We start from the raw sequence: 25,606 nt of genomic DNA, 5'->3' as shown, positions 1-25,606 counted from the left end.
ATTGCGACAGTCTCGAATTAAAACACGATTGTAAAACACCGCTAAAGTATAATTTTAAGGTGTTGAGCGGTAATACCGTTGTAAAGGATAAAGATAATAAAATGGCTATAAAAAAACATTTGGCAGTAACAAGTTTATTAGGTGCTAGCTTTGCAGCCCTAGGCCAAAACTCCTTTATTGTTGACGATTTAAAAGTTGAAGGTTTGCAGCGCGTAGCGTTGGGAGCGGCATTAACACATATTCCTATTAACGTGGGTGATAGTGTTGATGACTATACAATTTCAAAAACGATTAAGTCTTTGTATAACTCTGGTCACTTCGACAATATCAAGGCACTACGTGATGGCAATAATGTTATTTTTAGAGTAACTGAGCGCCCAACAATTAGTGTTATTGAGTTTGATGGTAATAAAGACATTAAAGACGAGCAACTTACTCAGTCGCTTGATCAGCAAGATATTCGCCAAGGTGAACCACTGGATAAAACGGTGGTTGATAACATCGAGAAAGGCTTAATAGAGTTTTTCCACAGTATTGGTAAATACAACGCTAAAATTGATGTCAGTATCACTAAGTTACCGCGTAACCGCGTTAAGCTAAAACTTGAGTTTGATGAAGGCGACGCCGCATCTATTCGTCAGATCAACTTAGTTGGTAACGAATTATTTAGTGATGAAGACTTGTTGGCACTTGTTGAGTCACAACAAGATTTACCTTGGTGGCAGTTTATGGGCAGCGATCGCTACCAGAAACAAACCATCGAAGGCGACCTTGAGAAAATTCGTAGTTATTATCTAGACCGTGGTTACTTACGTTTTAATATTGACTCAACCCAAGTATCAGTGAGCCCAGAGCGTGAGTCTGTGTATGTAACAGCTAACATCACCGAAGGCGTTAAATACAAAGTGAAAGGCTTTGATTTCATCGGTGATTTACTTGGTCGCGAAGAGCTAATTAAAAGTGTTATACCACTTCGTGCTGGTGAACTTTATAACGGTTCAGTGGTTACTTCGTCTGAAGAGTTTATTAAAAGCTATTTAGCGCGTTTTGGTTATGCCAATGCGGAAGTACGTACAATCCCTGAAATTGATGACGAAACCAAAGAAGTGCAGTTAACGCTATCAGTAAAACCTGGGCAGCGTGTATATGTGCGTCGTATTATTGTTGGTGGCAACCAAAATACCGCAGATGAAGTATTACGTCGTGAAATGACCCAGCTTGAAGGTGCATGGTTATCAAATCAAAACCTTGAACGCTCAAAATTGCAAATTCAACGTCTACCATATATGGAAAAAGTTGATTTTAATGTTGTGCCAGTACCGGGCATTGATGACCAAGTTGATGTCGATTTTACCGTTAAAGAGCAATCAGCTGGTAGCTTTAACGCAGGCCTTGCTTATGGTTCTTACTTAGGTCTGCAATTTAATATCGGTGTGACTGAATCTAACTTCTTAGGCACGGGTAACCAAATTGGTTTTAATATCAATACCTCTCGCGGTTCAGAACGTGTTAGCGTATCGTATACTGACCCTTACTTTACCCCAGATGGTGTATCGCAAGGCAGTAGCATTTTTTACAGTAATTATGATGCAAGTAAGTTTAGCCTTATCGATTACAAATCGAAGAGTTATGGTATTGGTACAAATATAGGCTTTCCGATTGATGCGGTAAACCGTATCAACTTTGGCGTTAAGTGGATCCAAGAAGAGTTATCTGAGATTGCTGAATATGAGCAAACTCGTGTTATGCGTGAGACCTTCCTAGACGTGAATAACCCAGATAAAGGATTTGATTTTACTAAGTACGAACTCAGCGTTGGCTGGTCTCGTGTGACAGTAAACCGTGGTTTATTCCCAACGGCTGGTTCGCGTCAAACATTAAACTTAACTGGTACTACGCCAAACTCTGATTTAACTTACTTTAAGTTAAATTATGACTCGCGTTTTTATTGGCCAATCAGTGATAACCATCGGTGGGTATTCTCAACGCGTGCTGCATTTGGCTATGGTAATGGTTATGGCGATAAGAATGGTTACGACCAAACACTGCCATTTCAAGAGTATTTCCGTATAACCGAAATGGAATTACGAGGTTTTGACCGTAATACTATTTTGCCGCGTGCAATATCGCGTACACCACAACAAATTCCTGGCACACCATCGAAAGATGGCGGCGTTACAGGCAATATAGGCGGCTCGCCAGAGTTTGATGTGTTAACAACGCGAGGACGTATTGGTGGTAATGCTAAAGCGGTTGCAGGCATGGAGTTAATTGTGCCAACCCCATTTTTGGATGAAGAGAATACCAGCTCTGTACGTACCAGTTTCTTTGTTGATGCTGCAAATGTATGGGATACTGAATTTAACGTTGATCGTTATAAAAATTTAGGGCCGAATGAACGCGCTAAGCTTGAGGATTATTCAGATCCGCTGCGCTTTAGGGTATCAACCGGTTTATCATTGCAGTGGATCTCACCTATGGGTCCTATGCTGATCAGTTTTGCGTATCCATTGCAACAAGAAGAAGATGACGATACGAAGACCATCAGCTTTAATATTAGTAATACATTCTAAAGGAGTTTTTTGTGAAAAAATCATTTAAATCATCGGCAATTGCCATTTTAGCAACACTTATGATGGGTACTTCTGCAAGTGCTTTTGCACATAAAGTAGGCATTGTAGATATGCAAGAAATCTATAAGCAAATCCCACAAATGGCAAAAGTTGAGCAAACACTACAAGCTGAATTTGCTGAGCGTCGTCAAGAACTTGAAAAGCTCCAGGGCGATATCCGTTTTGAAGCAGAAAAATTCAAGCGTGAAAGCACTACAATGAGCCAAGCGCAAAAAGACGCGTTGCGTGAAAAAGTGGAAGGCATGCAAAAAAACCTTGCTGAAAAAGGTCGTCCTTTAGAGCAAGAAATTAAAACTCGTCAAAACCAAGAGCTAGCTAAAGTTCAAGGTATTATCATCAAAGCAATCGAAGAGATTGCCAAAGATGGAAAGTACGATGAAGTTAAAGTTAAAGATACAACTATCTACTTTAACCCTAAAACGGTAGTTGATTTATCAAGTAAAGTTGTTGATCAAGTAAGTAAGCAATAGAATTGATATATGCATAATTATACGCTTTCGCAGATTGCGGAACTTCTAGGCGCCGAGCTTGATGGTGACGGCGCTTTGGAAATCTCAAAAATTGCTACACTTGCAAATGCCCAATCTGGGCATATCGCATTTTTAGCGAATAAGAAATATCGCTCACAACTTAGTGATACTCAAGCGGGGGCAGTGATCCTATCTGCCGCAGACGTAGAGTACTATCAAGGGAATAAGCTCATTGTTGCAAACCCTTATGTTTGCTATGCAAAACTAGCCCAGTTACTCGATACTACGCCACGCTCAGCATCACAAAGTATTCACCCAAGTGCGGTGATCCATCCTGATGCCACAGTTGCAAGCACAGCTGCTATTGCAGCTAATGTGGTGATTGAAGCCGGAGCGGTGATTGCTGATAACGCGCAAATAGGTGCTAATTGCTTTATTGGTGAAAACACAAAAATAGGCAATAGCACAAAATTATGGGCGAACGTCAGTGTCTATCATGATGTAGAAATTGGCAGTGATTGCTTATTTCAATCAAGTAGCGTAATCGGCAGTGATGGCTTTGGTTATGCAAATGATAAAGGCCAATGGATAAAAATTCCTCAGCTTGGTCGTGTTATCATTGGTGACAAGGTTGAGATTGGCGCTGGTAGTACGATTGATCGTGGTGCAATTGATGACACGATTATTCACAGCAATGTGATTATTGATAACCAATGTCAAATTGCCCATAATGTTGAAATTGGCTCAGGCACTGCTGTTGCAGGATGTACTGTGTTAGCTGGCAGTGTTACTATCGGTAAAAATTGCCAAATCGGCGGTATGTCAGCAATTAACGGTCACATGTCTGTGTGCGATGGTGTTATAATAACGGGCATGAGTATGGTGACTAAGTCGATCACAGAGCCAGGTGTATATTCATCAGGCATACCACATACGACAAATAAAGAATGGCGAAAGTCTATTGCTCACTTGCGAAACCTTTCAGACATGAAAAACCGTCTTAAGGCGCTGGAAGCATTAAATAAGTCATGAACGTTGAACACAAATAAGGATGCTATTTTGGCAAACGAATTAAATAGCCTTGATATACAAGAAATTTTAAATTTACTTCCACATCGTTACCCGATGCTACTGGTTGACCGTGTACTTGATTTCACCCCTGGTGAATCGTTGCATGCGATAAAGAACGTAACCTTTAATGAACCTATTTTTACAGGTCACTTTCCAAACCAGCCAATTTTTCCTGGTGTATTAATTTTAGAAGCTATGGCACAGGCAACCGGTTTATTGGGTTTTAAAACTGTCGAAAATCGCAGTGACAATGAGCTATATTTATTTGCAGCGATAGATAATGCGCGCTTTAAACAACCAGTAACGCCTGGTGACACCATGCACTTACACGTTCAATTTTTAAAAGAGCGTCGTAATATTTGGAAGTTTGCAGCAGAAGCAAAAGTTGATGGTAAAATAGTATGTAGTGCCGAAATCATGTGTGCGAGAAGAGAGCTTTAATTGTGATCCATCCTACAGCGATAATCGAACCAGGTGCAAAGTTAGGTAATAATGTATCGGTTGGCCCGTATAGCTACATTGGCAACGATGTGGTTATTGGTGACAACAGCATTATCGAATCTCATGTTGTGGTCAAAGGCCCATCAACAATAGGTTCAGGCAATCATATATTTCAATTTGCGTCTGTAGGTGAAGCCTGCCAAGACAAAAAGTATAATAATGAGCCAACAACACTGATCATTGGCGATAACAATGTTATTCGTGAATGTGCCACCATCCATCGGGGTACTACCCAAGACCAAGGTGTGACTAAGATTGGTAGCAATAACTTGTTTATGGCTTACACTCACGTAGCGCATGATGCGGTGATTGGCGACAACGTTATTTTTGCTAATAATGCATCTGTTGCAGGCCATGTACATATTGGTGACTGGGTTATCTTAGCGGGCAATTCAGGAATTCATCAGTTTTGCAAAGTGGGTGCACATGCGTTTGTTGGTATGTATTCTGGCGTGAATAAAGACGTCCCACCATTTGTAACAACTATAGGCACACCAGCAGGCCCAGTTGCAATTAATACTGAAGGTATGAAACGTCGTGGTTTTGAAAGCGATGAAGTAATGGCAACACGCCGTGCTTATAAAACATTATACCGTAAGAGCTTAGGTGTTGAAGAGGCACTTGCAGCGCTTGCAGATGATGCCGCTAAGTACCCAGCAGTACAGTTAATGGTTGATTTTGTGAAAAATTCTGAACGCGGTATTATTCGTTAATTCGTTTATGCTGTGTATAAAAGCCACCAGTTATTAAGTTAATATGGTGGCTTTTTTGTATTCACTGTTTTGTATTTACTTTAATTCAGTTGCAGCTCAGTTGATACCTTTATCACTCTAAGGGAGCGTTGAATTTTGATTAAAAGCGTGTGATCAAGTTAACGTAATCATCGTGCTCTGTTAATAATTGTTGATGCGTTGCGATGGCTTTTACTTGTCCTTGCTCTAGCCAAATCACTTTATCCATATTGGCAAGTAAGGCAGGATCATGAGTTATGCTGATCACAGTACAATGCTGCATGCTGGTTAATATCGCATCCATAACCTGATGTTTAGATTGATTATCGAGTCCCTCAGTCGGCTCATCAAGTACTAAAATAGCTGGCGCACGAAGTAGTGCTTGCGCTAACGCTAACCGCCTTGATTGCCCCCGCGATAAGCTTCTACCACCTGTACCTAAACGAGTATTTAAGCCTTGTTTTAAATCATCCAACCAACCAGCAAGCTGCGCTTGTTGGCAAGCCGCAAGCATTTGCGTCTTGCTTGCTGTTGGGGCGGCATAACGCAAATTATCAGCAATGGTGCCATCAAAAATATGATGTTGCTGCGCGACTATATTAATCAGTTCGCAGCGATTTTGCTGACTAAGGGTATTAATTTCAATGGTTTTGTCTGTCGAGGTTAGGTTTATTGCTCCACCTTGCTGTGGCCATAAACCACTGAGTAAATTAACCAGGGTACTTTTCCCGCTGCCACTTTGGCCGACAATGGCCACTTTTTGCAGTGCTGAGATTGTTAGGTTGATATCATTTAACGCATAGGTATCCGGATGATAACAATAGCTTAGATGTTTTAACTCAAGCCCTAAAGGTTGTACTGCCACTAGCTCTTCAGTACAGTGAGTAATAGGGCGCAGTTGATCTTCTAAATCAAAAATACGTTTTGCAGCGCTCAATGCTACGGGTAATTGAATAAAAGCATTGGGGAGTGTTAGCACGGTTTCAAAACTAGCAAGTACAAACAAACTGAGCATGGCTAATTCAACATTCACCATAGTGGCGTTATAAACCAGTGGCGCAACTATCACAATCGCGCCCAGCATGCTTAATTGCACTATAAGCAGTGATAAACCACTACTGGTTGCTTCTGCATTGTGGCGTGTAAATAACTGCTGATTATAGCGCTCACTGGCTGTACGACACTGTTCAACTTGTTGCTCAGTGGCTTGATATATAGCCAGCTCTCTGAGTCCGCTTAAAGTGTCAGATAGCTCTGCGCGCAACGTTGCTGAATATTTTGTCTCGAGTTCAGCGGTTTGTTGTAGTTGCTTACTCAACATTAAAGGTAATAGAACGCCGACTAAAAGTAGCGTGATAAAGCACAGCAGTGCGACATCGGCGTTATATGCGCTCATAAATATCAGCACAATTGGCACGCTTATAAGCGCAATAATCATCGGTAGTAATACGTTTAAATAAAACTTATCGAGCGCTTCAACATCATTTTGCATACGGTTAAATAGATCCGCGCTGCGGCTCATCGCTAAATCAACATTACTCAGCTGGCTTAGTGTGTTAAAAACACTGACACGAATTTCACTTAACAGTAAAAAAGTGGCGTTGTGAGTTAGTAGTCGCTCGCCGTAACGAGACGCTGTTCTTACGATTGCTAAAAACCTAATTGTGCCCGCAGGCGTGAAGTAGTTCAGCTGTACGCCTGCTAAACCTGCTGCTGCCATTGAGGCTAAAAACCAACCAGAAATAGCCAGTAGGGCAACGTTAGCCAGTACGGTCAGTGTCGCCAAAAAAGCACCTAATAGCATAGCGCCTAGATGCGGCTTACATAATTTAAGCAAGCGCATAAAGTCAGTCATTTTGTGTGCTCCTTGCATTTACTAAATCAAACAGTACGCCATGCTGATTGAGCAAACCTTTAAAATCGCCTTGTTCAATTACGCTGCCATCTTTCATTACCAGTACCTGCTTAGCCTGCTCGATAGTATTTAAACGATGAGCGATCACTACAACCAGGTGGTCTTTCGCGTATTGATTAATTGCTGTTTGCACTAATTGCTCAGTTTGGCTATCAAGGTGCGCGGTGGGTTCATCAAGCACTAAAATAGGTGCTTGTTTTAAAAATGCCCGTGCTAAAGCGATGCGCTGTTTTTGCCCGCCAGAAAGCCCTTCTCCTTGCTCACCAATATGGGTATCAAAGCCCTGAGGTAATGCATTGATAAACTCAAGTGCACCAGCTTGCTTGGCTGCGGCTTCTAATTGCGCGGTTGTAGCATCTGGTTTTGCGAGCACTAAATTGGCCTTAATAGTGTTGAACAATAATGTTGGCTGTTGTGGGATCCAAGCAATATGTTGCTGCCATTGGCTAATATCCGATTGGCTTAGCTGCTGCTGATCAACCTTGATTGTTGTGACAACCTGTGGATGAAACCCTAACAAACAATCCAGTAAGGTGCTTTTACCAGCACCACTTTGACCAATAATTGCATACAAACCGGTGCCAGAAAAAGTGAGATTAATATTTTTAACGCCTTCATTACTGTCTGGATAATAAAAGTTTAAGTTATCGATCTGCAGTTGTTCGATACGCTCAAGGCTTAATTGGGAAAGCCCAGCGCGGGAGCTGTTATTGTCACCAGCAATGGGTTCATTCAATATTTTGAGCATATCTGCCGCTGCACTTATGCCTTCTAACTTGGCATGGTAATGACTGCCTAATTGACGCAACGGTAAATAAAATTCCGGGGCAAGTAATAACACCACAAAACCAGTCGCAAAGTCTAAGGTGCCAAAAAATAGCCGGAAACCGATGATCACAGCCACCAATGCCACGCTGATGGTGGCTAAAAACTCCAGCGCAAAGGACGACAAAAATGCAATTTTTAATACGCTTAAAGTTGCATGGCGAAAATCATCAGAAATTTTGGCTATCTGTTTTAATTCACGTTTTGTCGCATTAAATAACTTAAGTTGTGTAAGCCCTTGTACGCGATCAAAAAAGTAATTACCCAATACGGCCAGTTGCTGCCAACGTTGTTGGTTAAGTTGTTCAGCTTTGTGACCCACTAAAATCATAAAAAATGGAATTAGTGGTGCGGTAAATAAAAAGATCAAGCCCGCTTTCCAGTCGGTTGGGAAAATCACCATCAAGATAGCTAAAGGAATTAATGCGCTGTAAGCCACACTCGGTAAATAGTTAGCGTAATAATCGTGCAGTGCTTCTACACCGTTGTGTAAGGTATTTAAGGTTGCGCCATGGCCGTGTTGCTCAATATAGCTAGGCCCAAGCAATGTTAGCTTTTTAAGTAACGTGTGACGCATCGCTGTTTTGATTTTAAGCGCAGCCTTGGCGCTGATCCGTTGCGAAAATCCAAGCAACACAGCACGGGCTAAAATCAGTGCAGCTAATGACCAAAGTGACGGGGTTATGGTGGCTAAGTCTGCTTGTTGAAACATCACTAAATGGATCGAACTCGCTACTAAATAGGCGCTGGTAATCATTAGTAGTGCGTTAAATGTTCCTAATGCAATACTAATCTTTAGAAGGCTACCGGCGTGATTGGAGTGCGTTTTTAAAAACGCGCGCAGTGTAGTTTGCTGCACGCGTTTTGGTTGGGGGTTAGTCGTCATTTTGGCGATTAAGCCTATCGTGTAATTCTTGTTCGTCGTCAGCGATACTGTCTTTGTTTTGAGTAAATTCATACCACATTACGTTGATCACACCTAACGTACATGCTAATAAAACACCGAGTATCCAAGCAAAATACCACATAGGTTATACCTCCTTAGTAACTGTCATGGCTGTTATTTTCGATTTCTTCAACTGTCACTTTTCGCCACATCTGCACATAACACCATGTGGTGTATAGTAAAATAAGTGGAACAAAAATACTCACAGCAACAAACATGACATTTAATGTTCTATGACTGGAAACCGCATCCCATATTGTCAAACTAATATCAGGGTGATTACTTGATGGTAAAACAAATGGGAATAATGATATTCCAGCCGTCATGATCACACCGGCAAGCATTAAACTCGTTGCCATTAAGGCCAGTGCAGGTTTATTAATTTTTGAAAAGAACCACGCTGTTGCGGCCATTGTAAAGGCCCCCACAGGGAATAGCATAGTTAAAGGAGTTTGTTGGTAGTTGTTTAGCCATGCACCTGCTGCGGTGGTTACAGTCTTATCCATAGGGTTCGCAAAGCCTTGCTTATCACCCATCGATAGTATTTGGTAACCATCAAGATTAGCAACCCAAATACCAGCTAGAGCAAATAACACAACGAATACTAGCAACGCATAACGACCATATTGAGCCGCTCGACGTGCAATATCAGTGTCAGTGCGTAACTGTAGCCAAATTCCCCCATGGGCAAGTAGCATAGTGAGGCTAATTATACCCGATAGTAGTGCGAAGGGATTAAGTAGCGAAAAGAATGAACCTTGGTAGCTTGTTCTAAGGTATTCATCAATACTAAATGGTACACCTAAAAATAGATTGCCAAAGGCTACGCCAAATACGAGTGCAGGAATGGCGCTTCCAGCAAATAAGGCCCAATCCCAATTATTACGCCAACGCGGCGAGTCAATTTTGCTGCGATAGTCAAAGCCTAAAGGTCTAAAAAATAAAGCAAATAATATCAACATCATAGCAAAATAAAAACCAGAGAATGCAGCAGCATAAACCATAGGCCACGCTGCGAACAAGGCACCACCTGCGGTGATGAACCATACTTGATTACCATCCCAGTGTGCGCCAACAGTATTGATCACCACACGGCGTTCGCTGTCGGTTTTACCAACCAGTTTGATAAGCATAGCCACGCCCATGTCCATACCGTCGGTGATTGCAAAAGCTATCAATAGGATACCAATGATAAGCCACCAAAGTAACTTTAACGTTTCATAATCGAAAATCATGAGTTTACTCCTTGTTCGTCAGTTATTTGGCTATTACTTGTAGAGTCCTCTAAATGTTCAAAGTGATATTTACCTGTATGTAATGAACTTGGCCCACGTTTAACAAAGCGCAGCATTAGCCAGCCCTCTACACTTGCAAGGCCGGTATAAAATACGATAAAGCCCGTTAAGCTTATTAAAATATCATTGACAGTCAGTGATGAGGTCGCTAAAAAGGTTGGCAGTATTTCAGAGATTGCCCATGGTTGACGACCATACTCTGCGACTATCCAGCCAAACTCGATTGCAATCCAAGGTAGGGGAATACTCCACACCGCAGCCCACAATAACCAACGTTTTTGCTCAATCACGCGATGTGCGTTGTAATAAAAAGATAATACAAATACGGCTAGCATAATCACGCCACAGCCAACCATGATCCTAAATGACCAAAACATCGGGCCTACTTTTGGGAACGAATCTTTAACGGCTTGCTGAATTTGTGCTTCACTTGCATCAACTACATTAGGGGTATAACGCTTTAATAATAAGCCATAGCCTAAATCAGCTTTGAGGGTGTCAAACTTGGCAATATTCTCAGCTGAGTCATCACCACTGCGCAGTTTTTCAAGGTATTTATAAGCAATCATACCATTACGAATACGTACTTCGTGTTGCTTTTCTAAATCTATAATTCCTGTTACTTGTTCGTCTAAAGAGCGTGTTGCAATTATACCCATTACATAAGGGATCTTAACGGCTGCGTGAGTAACTTGCTTATCAGAATCAGGAATACCTACTAACGTAAACGCGGCGGGTGCTTCCTCGGTGTGCCATTCTGCTTCAATGGATGCAAGTTTTACTTTTTGTACTTCACCGACTTCATAGCCTGATTCGTCCCCGAGTAAAATAACACATAATATTGATGCTAAACCAAAACCGCTGGCGACTGAAAAAGAGCGTTTTGCAAAGGCAAGATCACGACCTTTTAAGATATACCAACTGCTGATCCCTAATACGAACATGGATGCGGCGACATAGCCTGCAGAAACGGTATGAATAAACTTAACTTGTGCGACAGGATTAAAGACAAGCTCGGTAAAACTAGTCATTTCCATACGCATGGTTTGATAGTTAAACTCAGCACCAATAGGATTTTGCATCCAAGCGTTAGCTACCAAAATCCATAAAGCTGACATGCTGGTGCCAAATGCCATGATGAAAGTAACTGCTAAGTGTTGGCGTTTACTGAGTCGTTCCCATCCTAAAAAAAAGACACCTACAAAGGTTGACTCTAAAAAGAACGCCATTAAGCCTTCTATAGCAAGGGGGGCACCAAATACATCGCCGACATAATGAGAATAATAAGACCAATTAGTACCAAATTCAAACTCCATAGTCAGACCTGTGGCTACACCAATGGCGAAGTTAATACCAAATAATTTACCCCAAAACTTGGTCATATCACGGTAGATTTCTCGGCCAGTCATTACATAAACCGATTCCATGATCACCAAAATCCAGGTCATACCTAGAGTCAGTGGTACAAATAAAAAGTGAAACAGGGCGGTGACAGCAAACTGTAATCGCGATAGATCCACGAAGGTTTCATCTATCATTTTTTATAGCTCCTTGTATGTGCGGACGAGTCACAAAACAAATAAAGTAAGCAAAAAGTCGCTTAATGAACTTTCAGTAATTATTGAAAGTTTGTGCAGTATTAACTTTAGCTTAATTTTTGTCAATCACAACATGGATAAATATTACTCCATTATGATCAATGTGATGCTTTTTAATCAGCTCTAGTTAGTGAAACACAGAGCTTAACTATTTACCAATATGTTTGAAAAACAGGCAAACATTTCTAGTTGTATCAGTAAAGGTACATTCGTGCAGGTTTCTCTAATTTATTCAAGCTGTGTCATTTAATCGTGTAGTAAAACAAGCTAGACTACAGCCTATAACTACCTTGTTGACTTGTGAATAAAAAACAGCCATGAATAAAGATAAACAGCCACTGCGTATAGCGATTGTAGTTGGAGAGCTCTCCGGTGATATTTTAGGCGAAGGCCTAATTAAAGCGTTGAAACAGCGCTACCCTGATGCCATTTTTGAAGGTATCGCAGGGCCAAAAATGCAGGCGCAAGGCTGTAATAGTTTATTCGATATGGAAGATCTTGCCGTAATGGGCTTAGTGGAAGTGCTAGGCCGATTACCGCTGTTATTAAAAATTCGCAAGCAACTAGTTCAACATTTTATTGATAACCCACCAGATGTTTATATAGGCATTGATGCCCCTGATTTTAATTTACGGGTTGAAAAACCGCTTAAAGACGCGGGAATTAAAACCATTCAATACGTGAGCCCCTCAGTATGGGCATGGCGAGAAAAACGTATTCATAAAATCAGCGCTGCAACCAATATGGTGTTGGCTTTATTACCGTTTGAAAAAGCATTTTACGACAAACATAATGTGCCATGTACTTTTGTTGGTCATACACTGGCTGATGATATTGCTCTTGAGCATGACGACAGCACAGCGCGTCATCAATTAGGTTTAAGCCTTGATGATAAAGTATTGGCATTATTGCCAGGTAGTCGAGGCTCAGAAGTAGGGTTGCTTAGTGAAACTTACCTTAAAACAGCGGCCGAGTTACAAGCTAAAAATCCTGATTTAAAAATAGTGGTGCCGCTTGTTAATGAGCAACGCAAAGCACAATTTTCAGCTATTTTGGCAGCTACAGCGCCACAACTAAATATTCAGTTGTTGGATGGACAATCGAACCTTGCTATGCAAGCTGCAGATGTTATTTTAATTGCGTCAGGAACCGCGACCCTTGAAGGGATGCTTTATAAAAAACCTATGGTGGTTGGCTATAAAATAAAAGCCCTTAGTTATTGGATTTTTAAAAGTTTATTCACTTTTAATATTAAATACTTTTCGTTACCAAACTTATTAGCTGACGAAGAGCTAGTGCCTGAATTTATGCAGCATGATTGCAGCGTTGAAAACCTAACGAACGCCCTTGAGCCGATGTTAAAGAGTGATAATCGCGAGTTAAAAGCGCGTTTTTTAGCCATTCACCAACAAATACGCTTAAATGCTAGTGAGCAAGCAGCCACTGCTGTTGCGGAGATTATAGATGCAAATTGAACGACCCAACCTCAGCTTTATCGCAGGCGTTGACGAAGTTGGTCGTGGGCCATTAGTTGGCGATGTAGTGACCGCTGCGGTGATCCTCGATCCAGCTAAACCAATAGCAGGCCTTGCCGATTCAAAAAAATTGACTGATAAAAAACGCCAAGCACTGGCAATTGAGATCAAAGAAAAAGCGCTGTGTTGGTCAATTGGCCGATGCAGCCCCACAGAAATTGACGAGTTAAATATTTTACACGCGACTATGCTGGCAATGACGCGTGCGGTTGAAGGCTTAACTACCACCCCTGAGTTTGTATTTGTCGATGGCAATCGTCTACCTGCGCTCAGTATGCCGGCACAAGCCGTAATAAAAGGCGACACTCTAGTGGCAGAAATTTCAGCAGCATCCATTATTGCTAAAGTTGCCCGTGATGATGAAATGATTGAGCTTGATAAACGCTATCCGGAATATGGTTTTGCAGGTCATAAAGGCTACCCAACCAAGGCACATTTTGCTGCTCTTGAACAATACGGTGCCATTAATGAACATCGTAAAAGCTTTAAACCAGTACAACGTGTACTAGCAATGCAGGAGAAGTAATGGCAGCTCCAGATTTTGTGCATTTACGGGTTCATTCAGACTTTTCAATGGTCGATGGTTTAGCGAAAACCAAACCGATTGTCGCCAAAGCGCAGGAATTACAACTACCGGCATTGGCCATTACCGACCAAATGAACTTATGTGGTTTAGTGCGCTTTTATGACACCGCTCATAATGCGGGTATTAAACCAATTGTTGGAGCTGATTTTTGGTTACACAGCCCAGAGTTTCCAGAAGGGCCTTGTCGGTTAGTTATTTTAGCCAAAGATAATGTTGGTTATAAAAATCTTACCCTTTTAATCTCAAAAGCATATCAACGTGGGCATTTATTTCATCGCCCTGTTATTGAACGAGATTGGTTAGTTGAGCACAAAGAAGGGCTTATTTTACTCTCTGGTGCCAAAGATGGCGATTTAGGTAAAGCGCTATTAAAAGGCAACCCAGCGACAGTTGAGTCGGTGGTTAGTTTTTATAAACAGCATTTTAGTGATAACTACTATATTGAGTTGATACGTACTAAGCGTACACAAGAAGAAGACTATTTACACTTAGCGGTTGAGCTTGCAACCGTTGAGCAACTGCCAGTGGTGGCTACCAACGAAGTGGTATTTTTGAAGCCTGAAAACTTCGAGGCCCACGAAATACGCGTAGCAATATTTGACGGCTATACGCTTGATGATAAACGCCGACCAAAGCGCTTCTCTGAAGAGCAGTACTTAAAAACCCCAGCACAAATGGCTGAGCTGTTTAGTGATATCCCAGAAGCGCTGCAAAACAGTGTGGAAATCGCCAAACGCTGTAATGTGACGGTGCAGCTTGGTACGTATTTCTTACCAGATTATCCAACCGGCTCATTAAAAATTGAAGACTTCTTGGTGAAAGTATCCCGAGACGGTCTTGAAGAGCGTCTACAGTTTTTATTCCCTGATGAAGCAGACCGTGCTGTAAAACGCGTTGAATACGACGAGCGTTTGCAAATCGAGCTCGATGTAATTAACCAAATGGGTTTCCCTGGTTACTTCTTGATCGTAATGGAGTTCATCCAGTGGAGTAAAGATAACAATATTCCAGTTGGGCCTGGGCGTGGTTCAGGCGCGGGTTCGTTAGTGGCGTACGCGCTGAAAATTACCGATCTTGATCCGCTTGAATTTGATTTACTGTTCGAGCGCTTCTTGAACCCTGAACGTGTATCAATGCCGGATTTCGACGTCGATTTCTGTATGGATAGACGCGATGAAGTAATCGATCACGTATCGGCTCTGTATGGACGAGACGCGGTATCACAGATCATTACTTTTGGTACTATGGCAGCAAAAGCGGTAATTCGCGATGTTGGCCGAGTACTTGGCCACCCGTACGGATTTGTTGACCGTATATCAAAACTGATCCCGGGCGATCCCGGCATGACGTTGGCAAAAGCGTTTGATGTTGAGCCACGCCTGCAAGAAGCTTACGATGGTGATACAGAAGTAAAAGATTTAATCGATATGTGTCGCATCCTTGAAGGCTGTACACGTAACGCTGGTAAACATGCCGGTGGTGTGGTTATTTCACCGACTACAATTACTGATTTTGCCGCCCTGTATTGTGACGATGAAGGTAAGTTTCCGGTTACTCAGTTTGACAAAAATGACGTAGAGACCGCCGGATTAGTAAAGTTTGACTTCTTAGGTCTACGAACCCTGACCATTTTGCAATGGGCAGTTGATATGACTAATGAGCGCTTAACCCGAGAGGGCAAAGAGTCAATCGATATCAACACCATTGCATTGAATGATAAAAAGAGTATAGAGCTGCTATTAAGAGCAGAAACTACCGCGGTATTCCAACTTGAATCCCGGGGTATGAAAGACTTAGTAAGGCGCTTAAAGCCCGATTGCTTTGAAGATATGATAGCCTTGGTAGCCTTGTTTCGTCCCGGGCCATTACAGTCAGGCATGGTAGATAACTTTATCGACCGAAAACTTGGTCGCGAAGAAATTTCTTATCCAGATGCACAATACCAACACGAAAGCTTAAAGCCTATTTTGGAGCCGACTTACGGCATTATCTTGTATCAAGAACAAGTAATGCAAATTGCTCAGGTACTGGCTGGTTACACCCTAGGTGGCGCCGATATGTTACGTCGTGCAATGGGTAAGAAAAAGCCAGAAGAGATGGCAAAACAGCGTTCAACATTTGAAGATGGTGCGCGAAATAACGGTATTGACGGCGAACTGGCGATTAAGATCTTCGACTTGGTAGAGAAGTTCGCAGGCTACGGTTTCAATAAATCGCACTCCGCAGCCTATGCGTTAGTATCGTACCAAACACTTTGGATGAAAACCCATTATCCTGCTGAATTTATGGCGGCGGTGATGTCGGCTGATATGGATAACACCGAAAAAATTGTTACTCTAGTAGATGAATGTGAGAACATGAAACTCACTTTATTACCGCCCGATGTAAATGCCGGTGCCTATAAGTTTACAGTAAATCTCAAGGGTGAAATTGTTTATGGTATCGGTGCTATTAAAGGGGTGGGTGAAGCGCCTGTAGATGCAATTTTAGAAGCGCGAAGTAACGGTGGGCCATTTAACGACCTATTCGATTTTTGTGCGCGGGTAGATTTAAAACGTATCAATAAACGCGTAACCGAAAAACTTATTTACGCCGGTGCGCTTGATCAACTCGGTCCCGAGAAAACGCAACCAGCTCGTGCTACCTTGCTGGCTAGTTTGAAAGATGCCATGCGTGCGGCAGATCAACATAATAAAGCAGAGTCGTTAGGGCAAACTGATTTATTTGGTTTATTAGCGACAGAGCCTGATGAAGTCGAGCAGGCATTTATAAAAGCCACGCCACTGACTGATAACCAATGGCTTGATGGGGAAAAAGAAACCTTAGGTTTATATTTAACCGGGCACCCCATAAATCAGTATCGCAAAGAACTGAAATATTACACCAGTGGTAAATTAGTGGATTTACAGCCAACTAATCGTGATGTGCAATCAACTGCTGCAGGCCTTGTTATAGCTGCACGTACGCTAGTAAATAAAAAGGGAAATCGCTGGGGCCTTGTAACTTTAGATGACAAGAGTGCCCGTATTGATGTACGCTTATTCCCAGAACAGTTTGAAATGTACCAAGATATGCTGCAAATCAACAATATCTTGGTAATATCTGGACAGGTCAGCTTTGATAACTTCTCCGGTGGTATTACAATGACTGCCAGAGACATATGCACCATCGCGCAAGCGCGAGAAAAACGTATTAAAGCGATTAAAATGACGCTGAATATGGTGCAAATCGAAGCCAACTTCTTCGATAATTTACAAAAAGTACTTGAACCTTATAAGTTCGGTACTTGTCCGATTAAGGTTTACTACCAGCGTCCAGATGCGCTGGCACAGTTAACCCTCGGGACAGAATGGTGTGTTACGCCTAGTGATGACTTAATTCATAAGTTATCGTTAATGGCGGCACAAGATGTAGAACTAGAATTTAACTAATTAGGTAGTTTAGAGCATGAGCCTCAATTATCTTGATTTTGAGCTTCCAATCGCAGAGTTAGAAGCAAAAATTGAAGAGTTACAAAATATAAGCCGCGCTGGCGATTTAGACCTTGAATTAGAAGAGGAAGTCAGTCGATTAAAAGAGAAAAGCGCTAAAATGAAAGAGGAAATATTCTCTAAATTAGGTGCTTGGCAGGTTTCTCAGTTAGCCCGTCATCCGTTGCGTCCTTATACTCGAGATTATATCGAGCGTATTTTCACGGAATTTGACGAGTTTGCTGGCGATCGTACTTTTGCTAATGATCCGGCAATTTTAGGTGGTATTGCACGTTTTGAGGGCCAACCAGTGATGGTTATTGGCCAACAAAAAGGCCGCGATACCGCTGAAAAAATTAAACGCAACTTTGGTATGCCAAAGCCTGAAGGTTACCGTAAAGCATTACGCTTAATGGAAATGGCAGAGCGTTTTAAAATGCCAATTATGACCTTTATCGACACCCCAGGTGCATACCCAGGTGTTGGCGCTGAAGAGCGAGGCCAATCTGAAGCAATCGCACGTAACCTTAAAGTGATGGCAGCATTAAAAGTGCCAACAATTTGTACGGTTATTGGTGAAGGCGGCTCAGGTGGTGCTCTAGCCATTGGTGTAGGTGATCGCGTTAACATGTTGCAGTACAGCACTTACTCGGTGATTTCACCAGAAGGTTGTGCATCAATTTTGTGGAAGAGCGCTGATAAAGCCCCTCTTGCTGCAGAAGCGATGGGTGTAACCGCTGAGCGTGTTAAAGAGCTTGATTTGATCAACAGCTTAGTTGAAGAGCCATTAGGTGGCGCACACCGCAACTACGAAGGCATGGCGCGTAACCTGAAAAATCAACTTAAGCGTGACTTAGCTGATTTACAGGCACTATCATTGGATGAGATGCTTGAACAACGCTATAAACGTTTAATGTCATTCGGTTATTGTTAATAACCAATTGATGAAAAAAGCCGCTTTTGCGGCTTTTTTGTTTTAGAATGCTAGGAGCTAGGAGCTAAGAGCACCACTAAATTTAAGTTGATGGTTACTCATGCAAACAACATCGTTATACCAACAAGTAAAAAATGCCATTACGCCTTATACCAATGAGTACAAAACCGCATTTACGGTAGCGCTTTCTGGTGGTGTGGATTCGGTGGTATTACTGCATATAATGAATGCGCTAAAAGCTGAAATACCGCAACTGCAATTAAGCGCAGTTTATGTTAATCATGGTTTAAGTCAGTATGGCGACGATTGGCAGCATTTTTGCGAAAAACTATGTGCAATAGTAAAAGTTTCTTTTTACTCGGCTCAGGTAAAAATCACCAATAAATCACGCACGAGTCTAGAAGAGCTCGCCCGCGATGCTCGGTATCAGGCACTTGATCAGCATAGCCCAAGCGGCAGTATTATTTTGCTAGGGCAGCACTTAAATGATCAACTAGAAACGTTCTTACTGAGACTAAAACGCGGCTCAGGATTACAAGGCTTAGCATCTATGCGGCAAATTCGCACCTTGAGTTCTGGGCGAGAATGTTTACGGCCACTGCTGAACACCACACGACACAGTATTGAACAATTTGCTAGCCAGTTTAAGCTTGAGCATATTACCGATGATTCAAATACAGATGAGCGCTTTGATCGCAATTTTATTCGTCAGCAAATAGTGCCTCTATTAAGTGAACGATTTATCGGCTTTGAGAAAAGCGCAGCACGCAGTGTTAACCTTCTTCAACAGCAGCAAGATGTACTTGATGAATACACTCAGTTAGATTTAAGCCAATGCCAAAACACCCAACAGGGGTTAAGCTGCTTACAGCTAGCAAATTTTAGCGCTGCGCGCCAAGCAAATGTTCTGCGGTGTTGGCTTGGGCAATTTACGACGCTTATGCCATCACAACAACAAACTCAGCAAATACTTACACAAGGTTTAACAGCAAAAGCTGATGCGCAGCTACTTATTCAGTTAACCGGAGGGCAAGTACGCCGGCATCAAAACTTTTTATATTTTGTACGTGAAACAAGCGTACCTGACAGCCAATCACTAACAGCTCAAAAACAGTTACTTTCAGATGGTCGCACTCTCATACAATTATCAGGTGTAGGGGTCAGAAAACCATTGCCTGATGAACACGTTTCTGTTCAGTTTAATTGCCCTCAGGCGCGTATTAAACCGCTTAAAAAACCGGGTCACAACAGTATTAAACATTGGTTTAAAGATGCCAAAGTAGCGCCATGGTTACGTGCTAATGTGCCATTAATTTTTTATAATGAGCAATTAGTTTATGTCGTAGGGCATTTTATAAGTGCAGAACACGCCAATGAAAAAGGTATATTTTGGGAGATAAAAACATGACAACGTCACAGCCACACGTTGGTTTATCACTCGTCAATAAAGCGCCATTAGGGCTTATAGTTACAGCCGTTGTAGCGGGCATTGCCACGGTAATGTTTGAGCTGGCGTTATTAACGTTAGCGTATTCGGTTGCAGGTGGTTTGGTGTGTGCGATTATTTTAATTGCGTACTGGTTAGGTAAAGGCGGACTATTTTTTATTGTGGGGGTGAGTATGCCATTATTAATGGTCATTGTTGTACCACTTACCAGCATGGCTGCATTGTTATACCTAATTAGTGGTTTCTTTTTTGGTTTTTGCTTAGCACTATTAGGCTATAAGTTATTAGCTAAGTCAAAAAATTAGTATGGGTATCAAAGTAAGCCTAGCGGGGGGAACTAGGCTTACTTTTAATTAATACGCTTTAGCGCAATTACGCCCTGATGCTTTGGCCTTGTATAGGCCTTTATCGGCGCGGGCAAAAATCTCATTTTCACAATCTTTGCTATTTGCCAGGGTAAATCCAATGCTGGTGGTGACTTCATATTGTTTCATTAAACTTGATTGCGCCACTAACTGCATCACTCGCTGAGCAATCACTTTATTTGTGGTAAATTCAGGATCATCAATTAATACCGCAAATTCATCGCCACCAAAGCGAAATACAGAATCAGTACCGCGAATACTTCTGCATAAAACGTTGGCAAACTCCTGCAGTACGTCATCACCAATTTTATGGCCGTAGCTATCATTAACTTGTTTAAAATTATCTAAATCTAACAGCATTAAACTAAATGGGCGGTGATGGCGACGAAAACGCTCTAATTTCTGAGCCAACATAGCATCAAACTGACTGCGATTATTAAGCCCTGTTAAAGTGTCTTTAGTTGCTAGCTTTAGCACACGACTGTACATTAATGCATTACGTAATGGGTAAGCTAATACGCTGTGTAGGTCAACTAACTTTTGTTTGATACTGCCTGAAAGCGGATATTGGCAAAAATAGATAAGCTGTCCTAAATGTTCATTATTTATGTCTAAATTAAATGAATATGGCGGCTTACTGTTATCACTATCAGCTATTTGTGCCACTCCAAGAGACGACTGAAACTGCAAGCCTGAAAAATTAATAAGCTGCTTTGCGTGTTCAGCATAAATTGTTAGCAGCTCTTCTATGCTCAATGTTGTTTGTAGTTTCTCAAGCAAGCTATGAATAGCTGCAGGTTTGTTATTACGGTAATGCTCTGCCGAAAACGGCAGAAATTCGCCTCGTGCAGAGATGCGTTGCGTCAAAATATGGACATTTTCCATGATTTTCTCCCCCTAGGAGTTTGTTATTACTTTCTTAAGCGATTTTTATGCCACTATTCCAAACTGGCTGAAAAACAGATGGTTGCTATAGTTAACTCTTAAACAGCTAAAATTTTGACGGTATGGCAACAATATAAATAGGGGGTTTATTTGCAAAGTGTATTGGCTCAAATATTTGGCTTATTACTGGCTGCAGTGGTGCTGGTATGGTTATTTAAGCGCATTGGCTTACCGCCGATCCTTGCCTATCTTGCTACTGGCTTATTAGCGGGTAGTCATGGCATTGGCTGGATGACGCAAAGTCATGAAATACATGTTGTAGCTGAACTTGGTATTGTCTTTTTATTGTTTAGTTTAGGGTTGGAGTTTTCTGTTGGTCGCTTAATGGCGATGCGTAATATTGTATTTGGTTTAGGTACTCTGCAGGTAATAGTCACAAGTATTATGTTTATGTTGATTTTATTGCTGATGGATTTGTCAGTGCTGAGTAGTTTTACTATTGCGACATTAATGGCACTGTCGTCAACAGCAGTGGTGGTTAAATTACTTAAAGAGACCGGCGAACTTAAACAGCGACGTGGTCAGCTTGCCATCGGTATGTTGTTATTTCAAGATATTGCAGTTGTTCCTTTACTAATTACATTACCACTACTTGCGCAAAGTAGTGGTTCAGAAGGCATAGCATGGGCACTGACTTTTTCGTTAACTAAAGGCGCATTTGTTTGCTTATTACTGTGGGCTATTGGTAAATGGGTGTTACCCAAAGTATTTAGTGAAGTGGCGTTAATGCGCACAGAAGAGTTATTTGTTTTAACCACGTTATTGGTTGCTTTATTTGCAGCCGGACTAACTTATTTATTTGGTTTATCAATGGCATTAGGGGCTTTTTTAGCTGGCATGATGCTGGGAGAAAGCCAGTATCGGCACCAACTAGAGGCCGATATTCGGCCATTTCGCGATATTTTGATGGGCCTATTCTTCGTCACTGTCGGCATGCAGCTCGATATTTTATATGTGTTTGGCGTGTGGTATTGGATAGTGGCTGCACTTGCGTTAATGTTAGTATTAAAAATAGGCGTTATTACTTTTTTAGCGCAATTAATGGGCGAGCGAAAACAAGATGCTGTAGCTGCCGGTATTATGTTGTGGCAAATGGGCGAATTTGGTTTTGTATTAATTGCGCTCGCCACTAAGCATCAGTTATTAGCGTTAGATCACGCCTCATTTTTAATTGCTATTGCTGTAATGTCGATGGGTTTAACCCCTTATTTAATCGGGTGTACGCCTTGGTTATTAAAGCAACTAGGGTTATTAAAAAACCCCAACGATGAATGGCAGCAACAGCCTAACAGTAGCACCTTGTATCATAATCATGTGGTGATCTGTGGTTTCTCTCGGGTTGGACAAACGATTGCACGATTTTTAAAACCAGAAGCAATAGAGTACGTTGCCGTCGAAAGTAATCCAATTCTAGTGCAAGAAGCCAAAGCAGCTGGAGAGCCCGTTATTTTTGGTCATGTAAAACAAAAAGATATTTTAAAATCAGCAGGCGTTGAACGAGCGCGACTTGTGATCATTACATTTACTGATTTTGAACATGTGCAAATCGTGATCGATGCGATTAAGCAAATAGCCCCTGACGTGAAAATACTGGTACGAATGCGCGATGATAGTTATCTCGAAGCACTCAAAGAGCTTGGCGTGACTGAGGTGGTGCCAGAAACACTCGAAGCGAGTTTAATGTTAGTGTCGCACGTGTTATCTATGTCGGGTGTGCCTATGTCACGTATTGTTAGGCGAGTAAGCAAAGAGCGGCGTAATCGCTATCAATTTTTATATGGTTTTTTTGCCGGTGACAACTTTGATAGTGAAGAAAACAACGCTGAGCGACTTGAGTATTTACACGTAATAGCACTGCCTGAACATGCCTTTGCGGTGGCTAAAAATATCGGCGAACTAGAGCTTGAAAAGCGCCGTGTATCAGTACGGGCATTACGCCGCCAAGACCGTGAAATTGATAGCCCGTCGCTGCACACTATTTTGCTCACCGGTGATATTCTAGTGCTACAAGGTAAACCTCGTCGGGTAGAGCGAGTAGAGCGTTACTTGCTTGATGGCTGTGAGTAAGATGTTCTAATCTGACCCTAATCTAACTCTAAAAATTCGCGTATTTGTGGTAACTTCTCAATACCATCTTTATAACCTATATCGATTAGGTGCTGGGTGTAGCGTTTTTCAAACAATAAGTAACTGGTTAAACTCGATTGTGAACGTTTTTTAACCCCAATCATGCGTAGCAACACTTTAATAGCCAGTGGCATATCATCGTAATACTGGGTGGCAATGGCATTAAAGTTTTCTGATGGATTGATCACAAAGCTGTGTATTTGTTTTAGCTCTTGGTGTTTGTCACGCGCTGGCAACAGCCCTAAGGTACGGTTGATACGCTCTAAGCGCTCTAAATCGGACTGCAAGGTGTCGGTAAATACACTATCGAGTAAGTGACCTGCAATAGACGACAGCCCTGGGAAGTGAGGTAAATAGCCTGGTGGATGAGCTTCTTTGGGTTGATCAACACCAATAATAAATATTTTCTCAGCCCCCAAATGTACACTCGGGCTCAGAGGTGACAGCTGGTGAATAGAGCCATCACCAAAGTAATGGTTATGCACATTCACACTTGGAAACACCATCGGAATAGCACTGGATGCCATTAAGTGCTCAACGTTAATACGCGTTGCTTGGCCTTCACGTTTAGCGCGCTGCCAAGGCGATTGCGTATTGGATTGAAAAAATGCCACCGAATCCCCAGTAGTGTAACTCGATGCAGTGATTGACAAAGCATCTAAATAATTACGATGTAAATTACGCTCAATGCGAGATAAATCCAAAATATTATTCAGCAACACACGTAAAGGTTGATTGTTCAATAAACTCGCTGGTGGGTGATTTATATGTTCAGATTGAAAGCTGGTCAGCATATTACGGGTTAAATGACCAAATACACTGATAAAATCACTTTTATAAACCATTGAAGTTGAAAAGTTTTTCCAAACAGATTCCAGTTTACGTACTGCCAAATGGGTGCATGAAGCATAACTTGCTAGCGCAGCTGAATTGATCGCACCGGCAGATGTGCCATTAATAATAGTAAATGGCAGTGGGGCAGTGCGTGGCATACTGTGCGCAAGTGCCTTAAGAACCCCAACTTGGTAAGCCGCACGCGCACCACCACCAGTCAGTAACAGAGCAACTTTAGGTTTGTATTTATCGATTTTATTGATTTTCATAGTTGAGTTTCATCGTTGTAATTAAGCGGTTAAGCGTCTTTACTTTATTTATTAACTGTAAGTCTTTAAGCTAGAAGAATCAAAGGATACCTTAGCTACGTTAATAATTATTCATGTAGGCTATGAATTAAATCCATTTAAGGTACTCTTACTTTTATCGCATTTTAATATTTATGGAGTTCGTATGTCAGATCAACCTTCAGCGTCAGATGTTCAAAAACGTCCACCGAATAATAACCTTTTATTTGCAGGCATCATTTTAATTATTCTTATTATTGCTGCGGCGTTTGTGTTGTTGAACTCAACTGATAAGTCGCAAACAGCAATCGAAGTTGAGCAACCCATAGCAGAGCGACCTATGATGGAGCTAAAACCAGAGAACGATCCGGTTGTTAATGCCCCATCTGTTAATCCTGAGAAGCCCGCCGATTTAACCGTGCCAACACCTCGCCCAGTAGAGCCTGAGCCGCAAGTAAAACCATTACCTACCCTTGATGAAAGCGATCCTGTCGTTGTAGCCAAGTTAGATGAATACTTAACCGATGCAGCTATGAGTTTGGTTATAAACGACGATGTTATTCGTCGTGGCGTGGTATTTATAGATAACCTTGCCAAAGGCAAAATTGCGCAAAAACATACTCCAGTGGAGCGCCCAGAAGAAAGCTTTAGTGTGATTGAGGGCGAAATACTGACTGTTGATCCAAATAGTTACGAGCGTTATACCCCATACGTTAAAATATTTACCAGTATGAGTGCAGCACAAATCGTGCGTTTATATGATGAATATAAACCACTAATTAATGATGCGTATGCAGAAATTGGCTATCAAGGTGATGTATTTAATCAAACACTTGAAGAAGCGATAGACCTATTATTGGATACTCCAGAGCCAAAAGGAGATATGCCTTTATTACGTGACTCTGTTACTTATCAATATGCTTACTCAGAATGGGAACGTCTACCAGCGGCACAAAAACAACTGCTACGTATGGGCCCTGAAAACATGAAAAAAATAAAAGCTGTACTACGTAACGTAAAAAAAGAGTTAGATAATCAATAATCTTACTTAAATCGTTTAAAAAACAGTGTGATTGTATGTTTAACATGCA

20 protein-coding genes are annotated in these 25,606 nt (G+C 41.7%); 13 read left to right on the top strand and 7 right to left on the bottom strand.

Features of this window, described 5'->3' with window-relative positions; translation table 11 throughout:
• Positions 1-101 precede the first annotated feature (101 nt).
• From bamA to lpxA, 5 genes are read left to right on the top strand one after another with little or no spacing between them, the layout of a single operon-like run.
• Positions 102-2,573, top strand: a complete 2,472-nt coding sequence (gene bamA, locus J7338_RS15155) for an outer membrane protein assembly factor BamA (protein WP_210797835.1) — start codon at positions 102-104, stop codon at positions 2,571-2,573.
• Between the two features lie 11 nt (positions 2,574-2,584).
• Positions 2,585-3,103 (top strand): OmpH/Skp family outer membrane protein, encoded by a 519-nt coding sequence (locus J7338_RS15150; protein WP_210797834.1) that lies wholly within the window; start codon positions 2,585-2,587, stop codon positions 3,101-3,103.
• 9 nt (positions 3,104-3,112) lie between these two features.
• Positions 3,113-4,135 carry a UDP-3-O-(3-hydroxymyristoyl)glucosamine N-acyltransferase gene (gene lpxD, locus J7338_RS15145; protein ID WP_210797833.1) on the top strand — a complete coding sequence of 341 codons (1,023 nt, stop codon included), beginning with the start codon at positions 3,113-3,115 and terminating at the stop codon, positions 4,133-4,135.
• Positions 4,136-4,162: 27 nt separating this feature from the next.
• The gene (fabZ, locus tag J7338_RS15140) at positions 4,163-4,615 is read left to right on the top strand and encodes a 3-hydroxyacyl-ACP dehydratase FabZ (protein WP_210797832.1); all 453 of its coding nucleotides are present in this window, start codon (positions 4,163-4,165) and stop codon (positions 4,613-4,615) included.
• Positions 4,616-4,617: 2 nt separating this feature from the next.
• A complete protein-coding gene (gene lpxA, locus J7338_RS15135) occupies positions 4,618-5,388 on the top strand; it encodes an acyl-ACP--UDP-N-acetylglucosamine O-acyltransferase (RefSeq protein ID WP_210797831.1) in 771 nt (256 codons plus the stop codon).
• Positions 5,389-5,527: 139 nt separating this feature from the next.
• Here lpxA and cydC read toward each other — a convergent pair whose 3' ends face one another.
• The 5 genes from cydC to J7338_RS15110 are packed head-to-tail and all read right to left on the bottom strand — an operon-like array spanning position 5,528 to position 11,925.
• Complete coding sequence (cydC, locus tag J7338_RS15130; protein ID WP_210797830.1) at positions 5,528-7,261, bottom strand: thiol reductant ABC exporter subunit CydC; 1,734 nt, start codon at positions 7,259-7,261, stop codon at positions 5,528-5,530.
• Positions 7,254-9,032 carry a thiol reductant ABC exporter subunit CydD gene (gene cydD, locus J7338_RS15125; protein WP_210797829.1) on the bottom strand — a complete coding sequence of 593 codons (1,779 nt, stop codon included), beginning with the start codon at positions 9,030-9,032 and terminating at the stop codon, positions 7,254-7,256. Before cydD ends, cydC begins: the two co-directional genes overlap by 8 nt.
• Positions 9,022-9,174, bottom strand: a complete 153-nt coding sequence (gene cydX, locus J7338_RS15120) for a cytochrome bd-I oxidase subunit CydX (RefSeq protein ID WP_210797828.1) — start codon at positions 9,172-9,174, stop codon at positions 9,022-9,024. Before cydX ends, cydD begins: the two co-directional genes overlap by 11 nt.
• Before the next feature lie 13 nt (positions 9,175-9,187).
• Positions 9,188-10,327, bottom strand: coding sequence for a cytochrome d ubiquinol oxidase subunit II (cydB, locus tag J7338_RS15115; RefSeq protein ID WP_215909103.1), 1,140 nt, complete (start codon positions 10,325-10,327; stop codon positions 9,188-9,190).
• Positions 10,324-11,925, bottom strand: coding sequence for a cytochrome ubiquinol oxidase subunit I (locus tag J7338_RS15110; RefSeq protein ID WP_210797827.1), 1,602 nt, complete (start codon positions 11,923-11,925; stop codon positions 10,324-10,326). The genes cydB and J7338_RS15110 overlap by 4 nt, the downstream gene beginning before the upstream one ends.
• 377 nt (positions 11,926-12,302) lie before the next feature.
• On the opposite strand from J7338_RS15110, the gene lpxB reads away from it, so the two are divergent.
• The 6 genes from lpxB (at position 12,303) to J7338_RS15080 (ending at position 20,262) form a co-directional block, all read left to right on the top strand.
• Positions 12,303-13,460, top strand: coding sequence for a lipid-A-disaccharide synthase (gene lpxB / locus J7338_RS15105; RefSeq protein ID WP_210797826.1), 1,158 nt, complete (start codon positions 12,303-12,305; stop codon positions 13,458-13,460).
• Positions 13,450-14,046, top strand: a complete 597-nt coding sequence (gene rnhB, locus J7338_RS15100; protein ID WP_210797825.1) for a ribonuclease HII — start codon at positions 13,450-13,452, stop codon at positions 14,044-14,046. Before lpxB ends, rnhB begins: the two co-directional genes overlap by 11 nt.
• Positions 14,046-17,537, top strand: a complete 3,492-nt coding sequence (dnaE, locus tag J7338_RS15095) for a DNA polymerase III subunit alpha (protein ID WP_210797824.1) — start codon at positions 14,046-14,048, stop codon at positions 17,535-17,537. The genes rnhB and dnaE overlap by 1 nt, the downstream gene beginning before the upstream one ends.
• A 16-nt stretch (positions 17,538-17,553) precedes the next feature.
• On the top strand, positions 17,554-18,510 hold the full coding sequence (accA, locus tag J7338_RS15090; RefSeq protein ID WP_210797823.1) for an acetyl-CoA carboxylase carboxyl transferase subunit alpha: 957 nt from the start codon (positions 17,554-17,556) through the stop codon (positions 18,508-18,510).
• Positions 18,511-18,610: 100 nt separating this feature from the next.
• Positions 18,611-19,918, top strand: a complete 1,308-nt coding sequence (tilS, locus tag J7338_RS15085) for a tRNA lysidine(34) synthetase TilS (protein WP_210797822.1) — start codon at positions 18,611-18,613, stop codon at positions 19,916-19,918.
• Positions 19,915-20,262, top strand: coding sequence for a hypothetical protein (locus J7338_RS15080; RefSeq protein ID WP_210797821.1), 348 nt, complete (start codon positions 19,915-19,917; stop codon positions 20,260-20,262). Before tilS ends, J7338_RS15080 begins: the two co-directional genes overlap by 4 nt.
• A gap of 48 nt (positions 20,263-20,310) precedes the next feature.
• Here the strand turns inward: J7338_RS15080 and J7338_RS15075 are convergent, their stop codons facing one another.
• On the bottom strand, positions 20,311-21,207 hold the full coding sequence (locus J7338_RS15075) for a GGDEF domain-containing protein (RefSeq protein WP_210797820.1): 897 nt from the start codon (positions 21,205-21,207) through the stop codon (positions 20,311-20,313).
• Between the two features lie 150 nt (positions 21,208-21,357).
• Here J7338_RS15075 and J7338_RS15070 point away from each other — a divergent pair, with 150 nt between their 5' ends.
• Positions 21,358-23,334, top strand: coding sequence for a monovalent cation:proton antiporter family protein (locus J7338_RS15070; RefSeq protein ID WP_210797819.1), 1,977 nt, complete (start codon positions 21,358-21,360; stop codon positions 23,332-23,334).
• Between the two features lie 17 nt (positions 23,335-23,351).
• Here J7338_RS15070 and J7338_RS15065 read toward each other — a convergent pair whose 3' ends face one another.
• Positions 23,352-24,497, bottom strand: coding sequence for a patatin-like phospholipase family protein (locus J7338_RS15065; RefSeq protein WP_210797818.1), 1,146 nt, complete (start codon positions 24,495-24,497; stop codon positions 23,352-23,354).
• 184 nt (positions 24,498-24,681) lie between these two features.
• On the opposite strand from J7338_RS15065, the gene J7338_RS15060 reads away from it, so the two are divergent.
• Positions 24,682-25,557, top strand: a complete 876-nt coding sequence (locus J7338_RS15060; protein WP_210797817.1) for a DUF3014 domain-containing protein — start codon at positions 24,682-24,684, stop codon at positions 25,555-25,557.
• Positions 25,558-25,606: the final 49 nt, after the last annotated feature.

It is taken from the genome of Pseudoalteromonas ostreae (assembly GCF_018069805.1).
Lineage (GTDB): Bacteria > Pseudomonadota > Gammaproteobacteria > Enterobacterales > Alteromonadaceae > Pseudoalteromonas > Pseudoalteromonas ostreae.
Note: the sequence above shows the minus strand (reverse complement) of the source record. Positions and strands in the feature narration are given on the sequence as shown.